We start from the raw sequence: 15,740 nt of genomic DNA on the forward strand, positions 1-15,740 counted from the left end.
CATATTCCCGTAATTTGCTGTCCTCAAAGTAAATCCTAAATCCTCATGAAAATCATTCGCTTACCTTACCTTTTCTTAGTTGCCCTTCTTGTTAGCCTCACCACCTACGCGCAAACCGCCAAAACCGGTTCGCTATCCGACGTTAGTTTTATGGAAGGGCGTTGGCTGGGAACCTTCAACGGTGGCCCAATTGAAGCAGCCTGGATAGCGCCTGTTGGCGACAACCTGACCGGGTTTATGCGCATGATGCGGGATAATAAAGTCACCATGTACGAAATGCTGATTTTTGAGCAGACGGAGCAAGGCCCGATCGTTCTGGTAAAGCATTTTAAACCCGGCCTGATTGGGCAGGAGGAAAAAGACAAATCGGATCGCTACCGGTTCATCGAAGCTGGAAAAGATAAAGCCACCTTCGAGAAAGAAGACGGCTCTATTCGCATTATCTACGAAAAACGATCGGCAGACCAACTGGCTATTCAACGGGGCCAACTGAAGGATGGAAAGTGGGCGTTTACCGACCTGTTTGTATTCAATCGCTTCGGGAAATAGGCTACTTCTATTAATGCTCAAACGAATAGGTTTTGCCTGGTTCTAACAGCGGGTGCGGGCCTTCAAATCCAGTTTCGGAAAGTGTGTAGGTTACGTTCTCGAAAAAAGCCTCTGCAATCCAGGGTTCAAAGCGAAACTCGAAGTAGTTATGCGCTGGGTTGGTGATGGAGAAAACTGAATACCGATCCGGGCAAAGTTCGAATCGGAGCGAAATGGCTTCGGGGGCTTGTTGAGTAAAATGGACTTGCCCATCTGAATTGGTCATTTCCCGCTGAATGGCTTTTCCGTTTTTAATGGCGCATTCCACATAGCGCAGAATTTGTTTATTCGGGTCAACGATACGAATGGTTAGTCCAGTGCCGGGAACGGTTCGGCTGGTAACTAGTGCAAAGTCTCTCGGCGGACGTGGGCGACTGTTCAGTATTATCTGCTTGCCCTGCTGTTTCCAGGTACCCTGACCCATTCTGTCGAGTGCACCGTAGGAGAAGAAAAAGTCAAAGGTAGAATCGGCGTTTAGTTTGATGCCTGAGCCTACTTCACGAACACCGGATAGGTAATATTCGCCAGTCATTGTTTTTTTAGAGGATTGCGCAACGGATTTACCTGCCATCAGGCAGATTATCAATCCAATCGCTAGTGGACGAATGAGAAACATGTCGAATCTATTTATGCCGGAAAGCTATAGATTCCATTCGCCAACTGGGAGCTCCACTTGATAACAGGAGGAGATGGGTAAACAAAAAGGGGAACGTGACAAGTAAATCACGTTCCCCTTTTTGTTCTCTGGCGCTTGGGCGGACCCGTCGTGCCAGACTATCTTACTTCCCGGTGCTGAGTTTGGATGCTTTCGCTTCGTTCAACTCGTTAAGTAGTTCCGCTACGGCTTTATCTAACTGAACGTTTTTGTCGGTATAGCTTTCGCCAATTGGACGCGCTACCAGAATATCGACCGGGCGAGGAGCTAGTTCCATATTTTTACCTGTGTTGTCCGTAATTTTAATGAACGGCAGGCGTAGGTTCGATCCATCAATGAGTTGTGCGGCAGACGTGTAGATAATCCAGCCTCCTGTAGGTTCACCCACCACTTTACCCAGCTTGAGGGTCCGGTAGCCTTCCGTAAAGTCTTCCGCATCCGAAAGCGAGTGTTGGTTCGTGACCAGAATCGTAGGTCGTTCCAGCGCCCGTTGGCCTAGCTGAGTTCGTGCCGGGGCCGATGGTAGTCCGCGTGGGGTCATGGTCATGTAGCCTTTACGCGTAAATACATCCAGCGCATAGGCGTTTACAAATCCCCCATTATTATTTCGAACATCAACCACAACACCTTCACGAGCATGGTTGTCAGCGTCTAAATCAATATTCAACTGCGCCAGCGACTCCGCCGACATATCGAATAAATGCACATAGCCGAGTCGTCCGTTACTGGCTTTATTTACGTACTCGCGCTGCTGCTGTACCCATTGCTTATACAGAAGTCCTTTCTCGGTGGCCAGATTAACGGGCCGTACCACTACCTCGCGCGGGGGAGCCGTTGCCGACGAGGCAATCATCAGCGAAATCCGACGATTGATCTGGTTTTCCAGCAATTGATCCAGATTTGTAGTCGCGTTGATTTTCGTATCATCGACGCCCAACAGATAATCCCCTACCTTAATCGTACCTGCTATATCGGCGGGACTCAACGCAATCACTTCGGTGATTCGTAGTCGACCGGTGGTTTCATAGTCTGTGCGGTCGAAACGGAGTCCAAGACGTCCCGTTGTTGTCTGGACAGACCCCGCAGGTGCCGAAATGCCCGAGTGAGATGCATTCAGTTCGCCAAGCATCAGGCTGATGAGCCGACGTAATTCATCAGGTGTGCGAGCACCCGCTGCCAGGGGTTCATACTCGGCCCGAATCGCTTTCCAGTCTGCCCCATGAAATGTGGAGTCATAAAAGCCTTTGCTCTGAATGTCCCACGCCTGGCGGAATACCTGCACTTTCTCATCGCTGAAATCAACATCCATTTCTGCCGTAATACTCAGTGGTTTTGGCTCCCGTCGATCCAGCGCAACGGATTGGATTCGGCCTTGCTCGATGTAGAAAATCTCTTTGCCATCGGACGAAAACTGAGCCCCGCTTTTGTTGCCTGGTGTTGACGTTAACTGCCTGGCTACGCTTTGTTCTCGCCCTAATTCATCGAGTGAATAGGTGTATAAATTCTGCTGGCCCGCCACTGTAGCAATTAGCAACAGCGTTTTTCCATCCTTGCTAATGGAGTGAGCATCTACATCGACACCCACCGGCAATAAGCTGAGCCGTTGCCGAATGTCCTCGAAAACGATATTGGTTGCTCCACCTTTACTGGCTTTGTCGGCAGTATCTGCTCGCGCTGTGGTGTCACGAGCCGGGGTTTTTGCGGTTGTGGACGGTGGTGTTGTGGGTTTTAGTGTTTTTGGAATTTCTTCATTGAACAGATCCCGGAACTGATCTTCCCGGAATTTGGGCGGACGAGGTACTAAGTCAATTCGGGCAATTTGCGCTGTTTCGGTACGCTGGGTTGTACTGAACAAAATGTATTTTCCATCAGGACTCCAGCTCAGATTACCACCAAATGTATTGGCCAGAAAACTAATGGGTTTACTATCGCCACCAGCAGCCGAGATAACCGAAATATTCCGAAAAGTTTTAGCCCCGTACGATGCAAAGGCAATCCATTTCCCATCCGGCGACCAAACGACTGAGCCAGACGAAGCCAGCGGTGGGCGACCCAGATACGCCTTTTTAAGCAGCCGTTCTTTTTTTGTGGCCATATCCAGTACGCGTAATTCCTGCCCATTTCGAATGAATGCCAGTAGTTTTCCATCCGGCGAAAACACAGGTGAACTATCGTCGGTGAGGTCGTTGGTTAGTCGGGTTTCGTCGCGGGTGGCAAAATCGTATCGATAAAGATGAGTGGCCCCGTCCCGGCCTGACAGGTACACAAGTCCCCGGCTGTTGGGTGTCCAGATAGGTTGCGATTCATTGGCCGCGTTATGGCTGATCCGCGTAGCATCGCCCCCATCTTTGGCCGAGGCCGCAAATACTTCGCCATGCACCGTGAAAGCTACTTTCTTGCCATCCGGCGATAACGCCAGTTCCCTGAATTGGCTGGTCTGTTTCAGGTGTTCCACTGCCGGGCTGGCAGCAACGCCCCGGAGCCGGATTGAAATTGGGCTGGCCTGACGACTGGCGATGTCATATTTCCAGAGGCCAAAATCGCGCTCAAACACGATTGTTCGACCGTCGTAACTAATGGATGGCCACAACACCCGACCACTGGTAAACGTAGTTAGCAGGGTTGGTTTACCAGGCAGCGCCTGCGACCACAGGTTTTGTACCTGGTTCCGATCGGATACGTAATAGAGTGTTTTACCATCCTGGCTCCACATGGGCCAGAGTTCTTTGGCACCGCTTTCCGTGATTCGCTCGTAGGCCGTGTCTCTTTTTTTTGCATCCAGATGATAGAGCCAGATTTCAGCTTCATCGAGGTGGCTTCGGCCTTTCCGCCACCACTGGTTAGAGGCAATTCCCCGTGCCGAAAAGGCCAGCGTTTTGCTATCGGGGGAGGGTGCGCTATAGAACTCATTCGCGTAGCGATCTGCCGTAACGGGCATAGGCGTTCCGCCTGTAATACTAACCCGGTAGATATCGTTCATACCGGAAATGTCCCGGCTGGTCGATTGGAAATAAACTAGTTTGCTATCGCGTGACCAGGCATTCAGTACCTCGTTGCCATCGTCATAGGTAAGCCGTTTGATCGTGCCCGTTTCCAGCGTGAGCAGATAAATGTCGCCGTTGCCGGTACGTGATGAGGAAAAGGCTACGTATTTGCCATCGGGCGAATAGAGTGGGCGTGATTCGTTGTCAGGATGGGATACCAGCAAACGGGCTTCGCCACCACCCGTTGGCACGGTCCAGATGTCGCCACCCGATACAAATGCTAGTTCGCTCCCATCGGGCGAAAGGCTGGGTTCGGCATAAGCAAATTTGGGTGCTGGCGTAAGTGGCTGCGTTTGCCCAACGGATGGAATCGCAACTAGCGTGAGTAGTAAGCAGTGAAGTAGTAAACGTGTTGGAGAAGTGTGCATTGGGGAAAAGAGGATTTTATATTCTCTAAAATTAAACATTATGCTCGATTCACCCTACACTGTTCTGAATCAGATTAGGTGAATTCTACCGAAGTAATTCGGCTGGTAACAGGCTAATATTGCGAATCTGAATGTTCTTATAAAACACTTCTGCGCCTTCCGATTGCAATTGAATTTTACCTTTCGTGAGCGGCACCACCTGCCCATCGACAAGGTGGCGCGTGTGGGTCAATACTAGATTGACTTTGCCATTCATGACATGCAGGCATGTATCGCCGACACAATATAGCTCCAGTACATTCCACTGTCCCGAAGGTTTCTCGGCGTCAGGGTACTTCAGACATGACCGGCCAACGGGTGTTTTATCCTGAAATGTAATTGGCGTGGCTCCTGGCTCATACACATAAGTGCCTTTATCCGTTTTACGGGCTGATATATCGGCTAGTACGTTCATAACGCCCCAATAATCACCACAATCGCCCTCCTGTACCTGCAATTCAAACGACTCCATCCATAACATGGGCGTTCCGTGCGGGCCTACGCTATGATATAGTAGCCCACTATCGCGGGGGCGGTCGAGTTTGGGAGGCCACTTTAGTGTTCCCCACTTGAATTCCATTCGGAGATGGTAATTCTCGAATTCGGCAAGCGTATTGATACCGCCGAAGGTTTCTCCCGAAATCCGCAGGGCTGGTTGACCCTCTACGGTCGTTACCGAGAAAACATGATTTGGGTCGTTATTGAGGCCAATGGGCGGGCTTTTTTCTGCCTGATTATCTTTCGCATAAGGGCGATCAAGGTAGGTTTCCCAACCACTTAAGTTTTTCCCATTGAAAAGAGATTGCCACCTTCCTGGCTGGGAAGAGGGTTGCGCACGAAGGGAAATGAGCGAAACCACACTGAGGCATATCGGTAAGAAGAGGAATTTCATTCGCATTAAGGGGTTTTGGGAAGAGGAAAAGGGGATAACGAAAAGTGGTAAAATAAAAATGCCATAACTCAGCAGTTATGGCATTTTTATTTTTACAATTCCTGCAACTTCATATTCCGCCAGCGGACTTTAATACCGCCACCATCATGGATTTGTAAGGCTACAGAGCCTTCGCCTTTACCAATTTTTTCGTCTGTTAAATCAACCATAGGTGTACCGTTCAGGAAGGTTTGAACATGATCGCCTTCTACCCGAATGCGGAGTTTATTCCAATCGGTAGGTTTCAGAATGGTTTCTTTTTCGTCGGGAATCTGCACCAGCCAGCCACGACCGTATGATTCATAGATACCGCCCGTATCATGATTGGGTGGAGCCACTTCTACCTGCCAGCCATTCACTTTAGTGCCCTCTACCGTTGACCGGAAAAATACACCACTATTGCCATTGGCTTCCTCTTTGAATTCCAGTGTTAAGTCGAAATTCTTGTAGAATTTCTCGGTAGCCAGATAGCCGTATTTCTTGTCAGGACCGCTTTCGCAGATGAGTTCACCGTTTTCGACATACCATTTTTCGGTACCGTAAATTTTCCACCCGCTTAGATCTTTGCCATTAAACAGCTTAATGGTTTTGGTTGGGGCTGTGAAGGCCAGTACAGTTAACATAAGGCCGAAAGCAACGCAGTATTTCATTGATTAGGAGTTTGGGGTGTATTATTGATTTTTGGGTATATAATTACCGACTGGCCATGATTACGCAGACGGGAGCGGGTACTTTCACGGAGTGACCAGTATAGGTTAGTTTTCCGGTTTTCTGATCGCGTTTGAAAATCGTGATGTTATCCGAATCCTGATTGGCAACAAAGACAAAATCCCCTTTGGGATCAATCAGGAAGTTTCGGGGTGTTTTCCCTTCCGTAGATTGATCACCCACTTTGGTCAGCTTGCCATCGGTACCGATGGCAAAAATAGCCAGCGAATTATAACCCCGGTTTGACTGATACAGGAATTTGCCTGCCGGGTCAATATGAATATCGGCACTGGTATTCTCACTGGTAAAATTAGCTGGTAAGGTCTTCACATTGTCTTCCAGTAAGGTTAGAGCACCCGTTTTGGCATTTCGTGAAAACACAGCCACCGAGGAAGTCAGTTCTTCTACTAAATAGGCGTATTTTCCATTAGGATGGAATGTAAAATGGCGGGGTCCCGATCCAGGCTTTACAGCTACATAGGGTACTGTTGCTGGTTTTACTTTGCTGGACTTAACGTCAATGTCGAAGATCGTAAGCTTATCAATGCCCAGATCGGCCACATACAGGAATCGGTTATCAGGGGCCAGTGTCGCGGAGTGAACGTGTGCTCTTTCCTGCCGCTTGGCATTAGGCCCAGCCCCTGTATCCTGAACAGTATCGGTTGCCGGGGCCAGCGTACCATCTGCCTTGATAGGTAATACTGTTAGGCTCCCTCCGCCGTAGTTAGCAACGAAGGCTGTTTTTCCCGTCTGGTCAACACTAACATGGCAGGGGGCCGAGGCCAGAGATGGCTGGCTATTCAGAAGGGTTAGTTTACCTGTAGTCCGGTCAATGGAATAGGCGCTCACACCGCCTTCCGTTTTAGCCGCTGCTTCGTTTGCAGAATAGAGGTAGTTACCTGAAGGGTGAAGGGCCAAAAATGATGGACTTTTTGCATTAGAGACCGATTGGACCGGTTGCATGGTACCTGCTTTTCGGTCGAACTCAAACACATAGATACCTTCGCTTCCCCGCGTGGAATAAGTACCAATGTACATGATTTCTTTGGCCGACTGAGCTTGTGCGGCCAGGCTTAGGCCAATCAAAATGGTTGTTAAGGGTTTATTCATAAAAACAATGATGAGTCAAATTAATAAGAGCAAAGCGGCTTTAAACTACCGATGTCATTTTTGTTCATCGTAGGGTAGGGTTTGCTGCTTATAGCGATCTAAGCAAATTCTAATTAATTTCTAAGGAAAAAAGCGGATAGAATAGCTTTACATGAAAATTGGTATTAAAACGATTAGTCAGAATCTTGTACTTTTGCAAAACGATTCAGTTTATGCTGGGTGTATATTGTTAATAACCTAACTTTTTCGTTACTAGTTACTATTCTTCTCTATCAGTATGAAACGATTTTTGATTATCATTGCTGCTGTGACTATGCTGGCTTCCTGCAATAGTAAGAAGCGGCTGGCTGAAATTAAATCCCTACAAGACGCTCGCGACAAGGCTGTTGCTTCGTTGAACGATTGTGACCAACGCACGGCTGATCTGAAAACACAACTGGCAGCTAAAGACACAGACCTGCAAGGTAAAGATAAGCAGGTTACCGATTTGCAATCTCAGATCGACTACCTCAAAAAGACGAACACGAACCTCCTCGACCGGATGTCGGATTTGTCCATTGTGAGTAAGTCGGGTGCCGAAAGTATTAAGAAATCACTCGAAACCCTGAACGAGCAAACCAAATACACCAATAACCTCAATGCTTCTATTCAACGGAAAGATTCAATGAATCTGGCGCTGGTGATGAGTCTGAAGCGGTCTTTGGATGATATTAACGACCAGGATGTTCAGGTTGAAGTGAAGAAAGGAGTTGTGTATGTTTCTCTTTCAGATAAACTGCTCTTCAAATCAGGTAGTTTTGAAGTGTTGCCAGCTGCTGAAACCGTACTGGGCAAAGTGGCTAAGGTCGTAAATGATCACAAAGATCTCGATATCTTAGTAGAAGGTCATACGGACGTTGTCCCCATTGCTACATCGTCTATCAAAGACAACTGGGATTTGAGTGCATTACGGGCTACATCTGTTGTTCGGACGTTGCAGAAGAAATTTAGCGTAGCGCCTGAGCGTATGACTGCTGGTGGCCGTTCTGAATTTGCTCCTAAAGATGATAACACGACCGACGCCGGTCGTCAGCAAAACCGCCGAACGGAAATTATCATTACGCCCAAACTCGATCAGTTCTTTAACCTGCTTTCGAGCGGTCAGGCTGGCGGAAGCAAATAATAGCTTGCTTCTTTCGAGATTGATATTAAAAAAGGCTTGCCATATGGCAAGCCTTTTTTAATATCGTCAGTTCGGAATGCTATTCCGAATGCTTTTCCTCATCAGGTAGAACGGATTCAGGAGTATCCTGCTGATTATCAGCGGCTGGTGTCTCTTCCTCAATTTCATCTTGTGTAGATTGTGACTCCCGGTCACTATCCATAAATTCTTCCGTTGGTAATACGGATGCTTCAACCGGATCTGGGCCAGAAACAGGAAGCATATGGTCTTCAACGTGCTGATCACCGAAGAACCGGCGCTGGAAGAATAGAATTAGGCAAACGCCGATGAAAATACAGGAGTCGGCTACATTAAAAATGGGCGTTGAATAATATTGACCTCCCCAGACAGGTACCCAGTCAGGAATGAACCCTTCCCAAACATCAACAAAAATCATATCAATCACCTGCCCATGAAACCAGGGAGTAGGTGAGCCATAGGGAGCGTTATTCAGAAAAACCCCATAAAACGTACTGTCAATAACATTGCCAACTGCTCCGGCCAAAATCATGGACATTGCCCATAAAAGTCCGTTGGGAGCACCACGATGGGCCAGATTCACCAAATAATAGCCAATGCCGACCATCGCAAAAAGCCGGAATACACTCAATAACAGCTTGCCGTACTCGTGCCCCAACTGCATCCCAAATGCCATGCCCGGGTTCAGTACATAATGTAGCTTGAGCCAGTCGCCAACTACCTTAACCTGACCGGCAAAACCAGGAGCCATGTACTGATGAACAGCCAGTTTTACCCCCTGATCAAGAGCAATCAGGACTAGCGTAAGCAGAAAAAATTTAAAGGGACTTTTCTGAATCATAATAAAAAAAGGTGGCACAGCATGGCTCGGGTTGCCCGGCTTGCTGTGCCAGTCATTAAATACTTGTCATATGTAGTCAAGCGTATCAAGAGTAGTCAGGTTGTAAGGATAACCCTTGACCATCAATGACAACCTCTGACCATTATTGACCACTTATCTTGACCGGCAGTTTCTCCGCCGTTTCAATTCATCACTCACCAATGTGAACTCTCTGCTGCTCTGTCCGGCAATGGATTTATTTTCATCGGCCCTCCGGAACAGATAGGGCATTACCGTGTCAACAGGGCCATAAGGCACATATTTAGCCACATTATACCCTGCATTGGCCAGGTTATAAGAGATGTTGTCACTCATTCCCAATAACTGTGCGAAATAAATATGGGAGTCGTTTGGAGCTATACCCAGTTGTTTCATTTGCTGGATACAATACTGACAACTGTCTTCATTGTGAGTACCAAGACATACTGAGATGGTATCCCTATGCTCTAAACAAAAGTCGATGGCTCCGTTAAACGCCTGGTCAGTATCTTCTTTGGTAGGCTGAATGGGATCCTGATATTCTTCTTCGTGGGCACGTAACCGTTCTTTTTCCAGATAGGCACCCCGAACCAATTTTACCCCTAGATAATACCCTTTGGCCTGGGCTTCGGCGGTGTCACGGCGTAAATGATCGAAGCTTTCCCAGCGGTACATCTGGTACGTATTGTAAACAACGGGGCGCTCATGATTATAGCGATCCATCATTTCATACGCCAGCGTATCAATCGTGTCTTGAATCCAGCTCTCTTCGGCGTCAATAAAAATGCGGACATTTCGTTCGTAGGCGCGCCGACAAAGCGTATCGACCCGCTGCATGACCCGGTCAAATTCAGCCTTTTGCGCCTTGTTCAACGAGTCGCCAATCTGAACAGCTTCAAGCAGTTCCGTAGAAGCAACGCCTGTTACTTTGAAAACCGAGAAAGGAATGTCTTTGGATTCGCTGGCGCGTTCGATCGTGCGGAGGATTTCGAGCGTTGTTTCATCGAAACTTTTTTCAGTTTCTTCGCCTTCAACAGAATAATCGAGGATAGTACCAACATGGACGTCGTGGAGATGGCGGATGGTTTGTTCGCAATCGCGGATACTCTCTCCTCCACAAAATTGTTCGAAAATAGTGTTTTTAATGAGGAATTTGATGGGAAGGTGAAGGCGTAAGGCGATCTTTATAAAAAAAGTACCTAAATTTACCAGCCATCCCTTATTCATCAACGCAAATAACCAGTAGGTCTTTCGGAGTTTGAAGTCCGACTGGGACGAAAAAGCAATCGAAGTGTCCTCAAATGAAACGGGTTTTACATCAGTAAGGCCCTGGACTGTCTCCGGCATTAGATTACTTCGGTTCGACATATTAGTGCTCCGTTTGGGCGGTGCTACTTGCATAACTTAAATGCGTGTCGGCTAACACGACCGAAATATATAACGAAATTTCGGTCAATCGGTTAACTCACCGGCGCGGCTTATTTGGACAAACTAAAAATGGTTTTAGACAAATTAAGGAACCGGCTTGAAATACAGCCAATTCCCTTGCAAATATACCATAAAATTAAATTGAAAGTTCCCGATAGAGTAGATCGGTATTACTCTTAGATTAAGCGTTAAGTATGAAAGTCGAATTAGCCGTAGAGCCGCTGGGATCGTGGATTGAGACCAACGGCAAACCTCTGATCATTGCGGGCCCCTGCAGTGCTGAGACCGAAGATCAGTTAGTTGAAACCGCTCGCCAGTTGAAAGCACTGGACGCGGTTCATGTTATTCGCGCGGGCGTTTGGAAGCCCCGCACCCGGCCGGGTAGTTTTGAGGGTATGGGCGAAGCCGCTCTGCCCTGGATTCAGCGCGCCAAAGCCGAAACGGGTCTGCCGTTTGCGGTTGAGGTAGCTACCCCCCAGCACATTGAATTGGCTCTGAAATATGGTGTTGATATCCTGTGGATAGGTGCCCGTACCACCGTTAATCCATTTAATGTACAGGAAATTGCGGATGCTCTTCGTGGAGTTGATGTACCTGTATTGGTAAAAAACCCTGTAAACCCTGACTTAGCTCTTTGGGTTGGTGCCTTTGAACGTATTGCCGGAGCCGGTATTACGAAATTAGGAGCTATTCACCGTGGATTTGCAACAGGTGAAGCCAGCAAGTACCGTAACGTACCGATGTGGCAGATGGCCATTGAACTGAAGTCGATTTTCCCACAATTGCCTATCATTGGCGATCCAAGCCACATGGCTGGTAAGCGGGCTTATCTGAACGAACTGGCTCAGATGGCACTCGATCTTAACTACGATGGCCTGATCGTTGAATCGCACATCGATCCAGACAAAGCATGGAGTGATGCTGCACAGCAGTTGACCCCTGCTGCTTTTGGTGAGATGCTCGATCATCTGCAAATTCGTCAGGTTGAATCGCAAAATCTGGAATTTCAGAGCTTTACAGAGCAGTCACGACGCAGTATTGATAACGTAGATCGGCAGATTGTCGAGATGCTGGCTGCCCGGATGGCACTGGTTGAACGCCTGGCCGAATACAAGCGTGACAATAACGTGACGCTTTTCCAGCCTGACCGTTGGAAAGAAATTCTGAAAACGCGTACCGAATTAGGCCAAAAACTGGGTTTATACCCTGAACTGGTGGAAGAAATCTACAAGATTATCCACATGGAGTCGATTCGGAAACAAACGGAGATTATCCACAGCGCAGCGCAAAGCGCATAGCTTGCTTTAGTGGAGTAAGTGGAATGGGTGCAGTAGGTGAAGTAAGGACTAAAACTTACGGCACTCACTGCACCCATTTCACTTACTCCACTTTTTTACTTCAATTTCATCGTAAGGGTTGCATTGTTATAACCTGCGAAGCAACCCAGGCCGCCCTCAATATTACTTGGGATCAGGACAGGTTCGGCAAACGGGTTATTACGGGAGCGTCGTTGGCGGATGATAGCCTCCTGATATCGATAATACGATTGATCGACACTCAGCAAATTAACCGTAACGGTTGCCGTATTGTATTGGCTATAGAAGCTCGTTTGTAGATTACCGGTTGATGAATTAGCCGTTAGAAAAGCCCTTCCGGATTCCATTTGTGTGCCATCGACACCTGCATCTGGAAATAACCCTCGATTCTCATCGTCGAATGATAGGCTATTGTATCGTTCTTCCCGAACATTGGCAGCGGTGGTATAGCGGAAAATACCGGCAACCTGATAGGAATTGGTTTGTCCGGCTGGGTCTTTCCAGCGAACGGTAACAAAATAACGTTCTGTTTGCCTGCGATTCTGAGTCTCTGTCAGCGAATCAAACTTAATACTTGTTGGATCAACGGCTTGTGGGATAGTGCAGGTACTAGTTGCCCGCTGACCAGTAGCTGTTACGACTGTGAGTTTGTAGGTTCGACCTGCTATAATGGGCAATCTACGTGCGCTTATACCGTAAAAGGATTGCGATGAATCGCTGCCGGGATTGATGTTCGTATAAGGTAACACAACGGAACGGTCACCTTCCGAAAGGGTAACCATAGCATCGGTGATATTATTACCCGTTTGTAACAGGCTAATACTGTCGCCCACTACGGTGTTGGAACGGGTTACTTTTACAGTTAATACCGTATCCTGTGGACAGAAAAAACCGCTTACGACCAACTTAGGTGCCGCGAGCCCTAGCTGACTTGGATCAACCTCATTTCGCAAGCTGGTACATCCAAGTAATACTGGAAGTGCGCTCAGGGCGAAAAATGCTCTATGAATATGTCGTGTAAGATGCATCAGAATTTGAAATTATAGCTGATTGCTGGCACAATCGGGAAAACGGAATAACGAAATAGAGCCGTACGAGCGGGCTCAGTAGCAGTAGCCGCTACGGATTCGAGCCGATAAAAGAACGGATTCTTGCGGTTGTAGAGATTGTAAAAACTAATCTCCCAGGTGCGTTCGTGGCGTTTTTTCTGCTTATGAAACTGAATACTTACGTCAAAACGATGATAAGGCTCCGCCCGAAAGCTGTTTTTCTGAGTACCGTAATCATCGACGGTGCGAGGATTCGTAAAAAATGATTGGACAATCCCAGGCGAGCCCCCATACACCAGTGTATTGCCCGCCCGATAGGTATCGTAGCGGCCAACTGGAACGGTTAACGCATTCCCTGTTCCATAAACCCAAACTGCCGATAGAGTAATACGTTTGTTCAGTTCATAAATGCCAACCAACGAAATATCATGCCGTCGGTCGTAGCGAGGATAGTAGGGTTGCCCGCCGTTCAGGTCCGCAAATTGCCATTGGGTCCAGGAGAGTGTGTAACCCGCCCATCCCGAAAATCGTCCCACTTTCTTTTGCAGCAGAAATTCAGCCCCATATGACCAGCCCCGGCCTGCCGTTACGTTGTCTTCCCAACGTACGCTGTTGGCCGAAGTAGGATCGTTGATAAGCAAGAAACTGGCTCCTTCCTTGTAGTTGAGGATATTATTCATCGTCTTGTAATACCCCTCTACCGTTAGCGTCAGCCCCTTGTCAGTGAAGTCCTTGGCAACGCCTATGGCTACCTGTTGCGATTGCTGTGGTTTCACCCGGTCGGTGGTGGGTACCCAAAGGTCAGTTGGAAGGCCAATGCCCGTATTCGACAGCAAGTGTACATACTGGTTCATTAAGGCGTACGATGCCTTGATGGATAAGTTCGGTTTGAGGGTGTAAGCGGCTGAAATCCGAGGCTCGGGCCTGACGTAGCCCGCATCTTTTTGCTGAAAATAGCTTAGTCGCAGGCCTCCATTTACCCGCCATCGGCTAGAGGGTCGCCAGGTATCTTCAGCGTAGATCCCTGATTCAAGCACATCAATATGTTCAATATTGTCGATCGACTGGCTGATACCCGCATTTTGCAGAACTACAGCGCTGGGTGTGAACCGATGATAGGTGCTTTGCACGCCCATTCGCACTGAATGCTGGGGCGATGGATAGTAGTCAACATCATATTTCAGCGATAAGTCCCGGATACCGGAATTGTACTGAAGTGAGTACGTATCAGTGCCAATCGAACTCTTCTCTACAGCTGAAATCTGGAATTTATAGTCGCTAAAAATCAACGACAGATTCGCAAACAGTTTCTGGTTAAACAGGTGATTCCAGCGAAGTGTACCGGTTGCATTGCCCCAGCCTAGGCCAATGTCATTGTTTTGGGTATTATCATGCGCGTAGAACTTGTCTCGGCCGAAGTACCCGCTTAAGTATAGTTTGTCTTTCGGGCTAAAATCATAGTTGACCTTTGCATTCAGGTCGTAGAAATAATAGCCTGCCTGCGTTTGGCCCTTTGTTTGCGCGTTGATGAGCGGGGCCGCAATAATATCGAGGTAAGTGCGCCGAGCGGATACCAGAAAAGAAGCCTTTTTATTCTTCGTTAGTGGTCCTTCCAGCATGAACCGGGAGGCAATAAGGCCTATCCCTCCTTCACCGTGGATCTTGTCGCGGTTACCGTCTTTCATATTCAGGTCAATGACCGATGATAAACGCCCGCCATACCGCGCTGGGAAGCCACCTTTTATTAACTCAACACTCTTAATGGCATCGCCGTTGAAGACCGAGAAAAAGCCGAACAGGTGACTGGCATTATACACAACGGCATCGTCCAGAATAATAAGGTTTTGGTCAGGGCCACCCCCTCGAACGTAAATGCCCGTTTGTCCTTCCGACCCTTTCTGAACACCCGGCATTAATTGTAATACTTTCAATACATCCTTTTCACCCAGGAAGGCCGGAATTTTTTTAATCTGCGCAACAGGGACATCAATGGTACTCATTCGTGGGCTTTCGCTCACTTTTTCAACTAACGTACCCGCTTTTACCTGCACCTCCGAGAGTGCCCGACCCGGTGTTAGGAATACATTCTGGGTCTGGTTAGTACGTAGGGCCAGCGTACTGGCTGCTGTTTCGTAGCCTACAAACGAATAGGCCAGCCGTACACTATCCTGCGCAGGGAGCGTCAGTGAGTAAAAGCCATATGTATTTGTGGTCGTACCGGTGGTGGTACCGGGCAGATATACATTTACACCAATAAGTGCTTCCTGGCTACCCAACTCCCGGACGTAACCACTGACGGTGAACTTGTTGGCTATAGTCTGGGCATTTAAAAGGCTGATTGACAGGAAAAAAAATGAATAGCTGTAAAAAAATGTTCTCATAGTAGAGGTAATTCTGACCAACTGGAAAGCGAAGCTGATATACGTTTTGGCCCTTTGTCATAAGCCGCTTGTTAAATTAACATT

The 15,740-nt window shown here is 47.9% G+C and carries 12 protein-coding genes; 3 read left to right on the plus strand and 9 right to left on the minus strand.

Features of this window, described 5'->3' with window-relative positions; all coding sequences use genetic code 11:
• The first annotated feature begins 45 nt into the window (after positions 1-45).
• Positions 46-549, plus strand: coding sequence for a DUF6265 family protein (locus EXU85_RS01510; protein WP_142770388.1), 504 nt, complete (start codon positions 46-48; stop codon positions 547-549).
• 10 nt (positions 550-559) lie between these two features.
• Here EXU85_RS01510 and EXU85_RS01515 read toward each other — a convergent pair whose 3' ends face one another.
• From EXU85_RS01515 to EXU85_RS01535, 5 genes are all read right to left on the minus strand, one after another.
• Entirely contained in the window at positions 560-1,204 is a 645-nt protein-coding gene (locus EXU85_RS01515; protein WP_142770389.1) for a hypothetical protein, read from the minus strand.
• Between the two features lie 163 nt (positions 1,205-1,367).
• The gene (locus EXU85_RS01520; protein WP_142770390.1) at positions 1,368-4,655 is read right to left on the minus strand and encodes a S41 family peptidase; all 3,288 of its coding nucleotides are present in this window, start codon (positions 4,653-4,655) and stop codon (positions 1,368-1,370) included.
• Positions 4,656-4,740: 85 nt separating this feature from the next.
• On the minus strand, positions 4,741-5,586 hold the full coding sequence (locus EXU85_RS01525) for a DUF1080 domain-containing protein (RefSeq protein ID WP_142770391.1): 846 nt from the start codon (positions 5,584-5,586) through the stop codon (positions 4,741-4,743).
• Between the two features lie 92 nt (positions 5,587-5,678).
• On the minus strand, positions 5,679-6,275 hold the full coding sequence (locus EXU85_RS01530; RefSeq protein WP_142770392.1) for a DUF1080 domain-containing protein: 597 nt from the start codon (positions 6,273-6,275) through the stop codon (positions 5,679-5,681).
• A gap of 43 nt (positions 6,276-6,318) precedes the next feature.
• The gene (locus EXU85_RS01535) at positions 6,319-7,443 is read right to left on the minus strand and encodes a lactonase family protein (protein ID WP_142770393.1); all 1,125 of its coding nucleotides are present in this window, start codon (positions 7,441-7,443) and stop codon (positions 6,319-6,321) included.
• 277 nt (positions 7,444-7,720) lie between these two features.
• On the opposite strand from EXU85_RS01535, the gene EXU85_RS01540 reads away from it, so the two are divergent.
• A complete protein-coding gene (locus EXU85_RS01540) occupies positions 7,721-8,605 on the plus strand; it encodes an OmpA family protein (RefSeq protein ID WP_142770394.1) in 885 nt (294 codons plus the stop codon).
• A gap of 79 nt (positions 8,606-8,684) precedes the next feature.
• Here EXU85_RS01540 and EXU85_RS01545 read toward each other — a convergent pair whose 3' ends face one another.
• Positions 8,685-9,464: a lipoprotein signal peptidase gene (locus EXU85_RS01545; protein WP_142770395.1), complete on the minus strand. Its 780-nt coding sequence runs from the start codon at positions 9,462-9,464 to the stop codon at positions 8,685-8,687.
• A gap of 153 nt (positions 9,465-9,617) precedes the next feature.
• Positions 9,618-10,829, minus strand: a complete 1,212-nt coding sequence (locus EXU85_RS01550) for a proline dehydrogenase family protein (protein WP_142770396.1) — start codon at positions 10,827-10,829, stop codon at positions 9,618-9,620.
• Between the two features lie 275 nt (positions 10,830-11,104).
• Here EXU85_RS01550 and EXU85_RS01555 point away from each other — a divergent pair, with 275 nt between their 5' ends.
• Positions 11,105-12,208 (plus strand): chorismate mutase, encoded by a 1,104-nt coding sequence (locus tag EXU85_RS01555; protein ID WP_142770397.1) that lies wholly within the window; start codon positions 11,105-11,107, stop codon positions 12,206-12,208.
• A gap of 95 nt (positions 12,209-12,303) precedes the next feature.
• Here the strand turns inward: EXU85_RS01555 and EXU85_RS01560 are convergent, their stop codons facing one another.
• Positions 12,304-13,254 (minus strand): DUF4249 domain-containing protein, encoded by a 951-nt coding sequence (locus EXU85_RS01560; protein WP_142770398.1) that lies wholly within the window; start codon positions 13,252-13,254, stop codon positions 12,304-12,306.
• Positions 13,254-15,656 (minus strand): TonB-dependent receptor domain-containing protein, encoded by a 2,403-nt coding sequence (locus EXU85_RS01565; protein WP_142770399.1) that lies wholly within the window; start codon positions 15,654-15,656, stop codon positions 13,254-13,256. Before EXU85_RS01565 ends, EXU85_RS01560 begins: the two co-directional genes overlap by 1 nt.
• Positions 15,657-15,740 lie beyond the last annotated feature (84 nt).

The sequence above is a fragment of the Spirosoma sp. KCTC 42546 genome (assembly GCF_006965485.1).
Taxonomy (GTDB): domain Bacteria; phylum Bacteroidota; class Bacteroidia; order Cytophagales; family Spirosomataceae; genus Spirosoma.

Bases quoted from the DNA above. Each gene is read 5' to 3' on its own strand.
- EXU85_RS01510 (WP_142770388.1), top strand. From the start codon at position 46: ATGAAAATCATTCGCTTACCTTACCTTTTCTTAGTTGCCCTTCTTGTT.
- EXU85_RS01515 (WP_142770389.1), bottom strand. From the start codon at position 1,204: ATGTTTCTCATTCGTCCACTAGCGATTGGATTGATAATCTGCCTGATG.
- EXU85_RS01520 (WP_142770390.1), bottom strand. From the start codon at position 4,655: ATGCACACTTCTCCAACACGTTTACTACTTCACTGCTTACTACTCACG.
- EXU85_RS01525 (WP_142770391.1), bottom strand. From the start codon at position 5,586: ATGAAATTCCTCTTCTTACCGATATGCCTCAGTGTGGTTTCGCTCATT.
- EXU85_RS01530 (WP_142770392.1), bottom strand. From the start codon at position 6,275: ATGAAATACTGCGTTGCTTTCGGCCTTATGTTAACTGTACTGGCCTTC.
- EXU85_RS01535 (WP_142770393.1), bottom strand. From the start codon at position 7,443: ATGAATAAACCCTTAACAACCATTTTGATTGGCCTAAGCCTGGCCGCA.
- EXU85_RS01540 (WP_142770394.1), top strand. From the start codon at position 7,721: ATGAAACGATTTTTGATTATCATTGCTGCTGTGACTATGCTGGCTTCC.
- EXU85_RS01545 (WP_142770395.1), bottom strand. From the start codon at position 9,464: ATGATTCAGAAAAGTCCCTTTAAATTTTTTCTGCTTACGCTAGTCCTG.
- EXU85_RS01550 (WP_142770396.1), bottom strand. From the start codon at position 10,829: ATGCCGGAGACAGTCCAGGGCCTTACTGATGTAAAACCCGTTTCATTT.
- EXU85_RS01555 (WP_142770397.1), top strand. From the start codon at position 11,105: ATGAAAGTCGAATTAGCCGTAGAGCCGCTGGGATCGTGGATTGAGACC.
- EXU85_RS01560 (WP_142770398.1), bottom strand. From the start codon at position 13,254: ATGCATCTTACACGACATATTCATAGAGCATTTTTCGCCCTGAGCGCA.
- EXU85_RS01565 (WP_142770399.1), bottom strand. From the start codon at position 15,656: ATGAGAACATTTTTTTACAGCTATTCATTTTTTTTCCTGTCAATCAGC.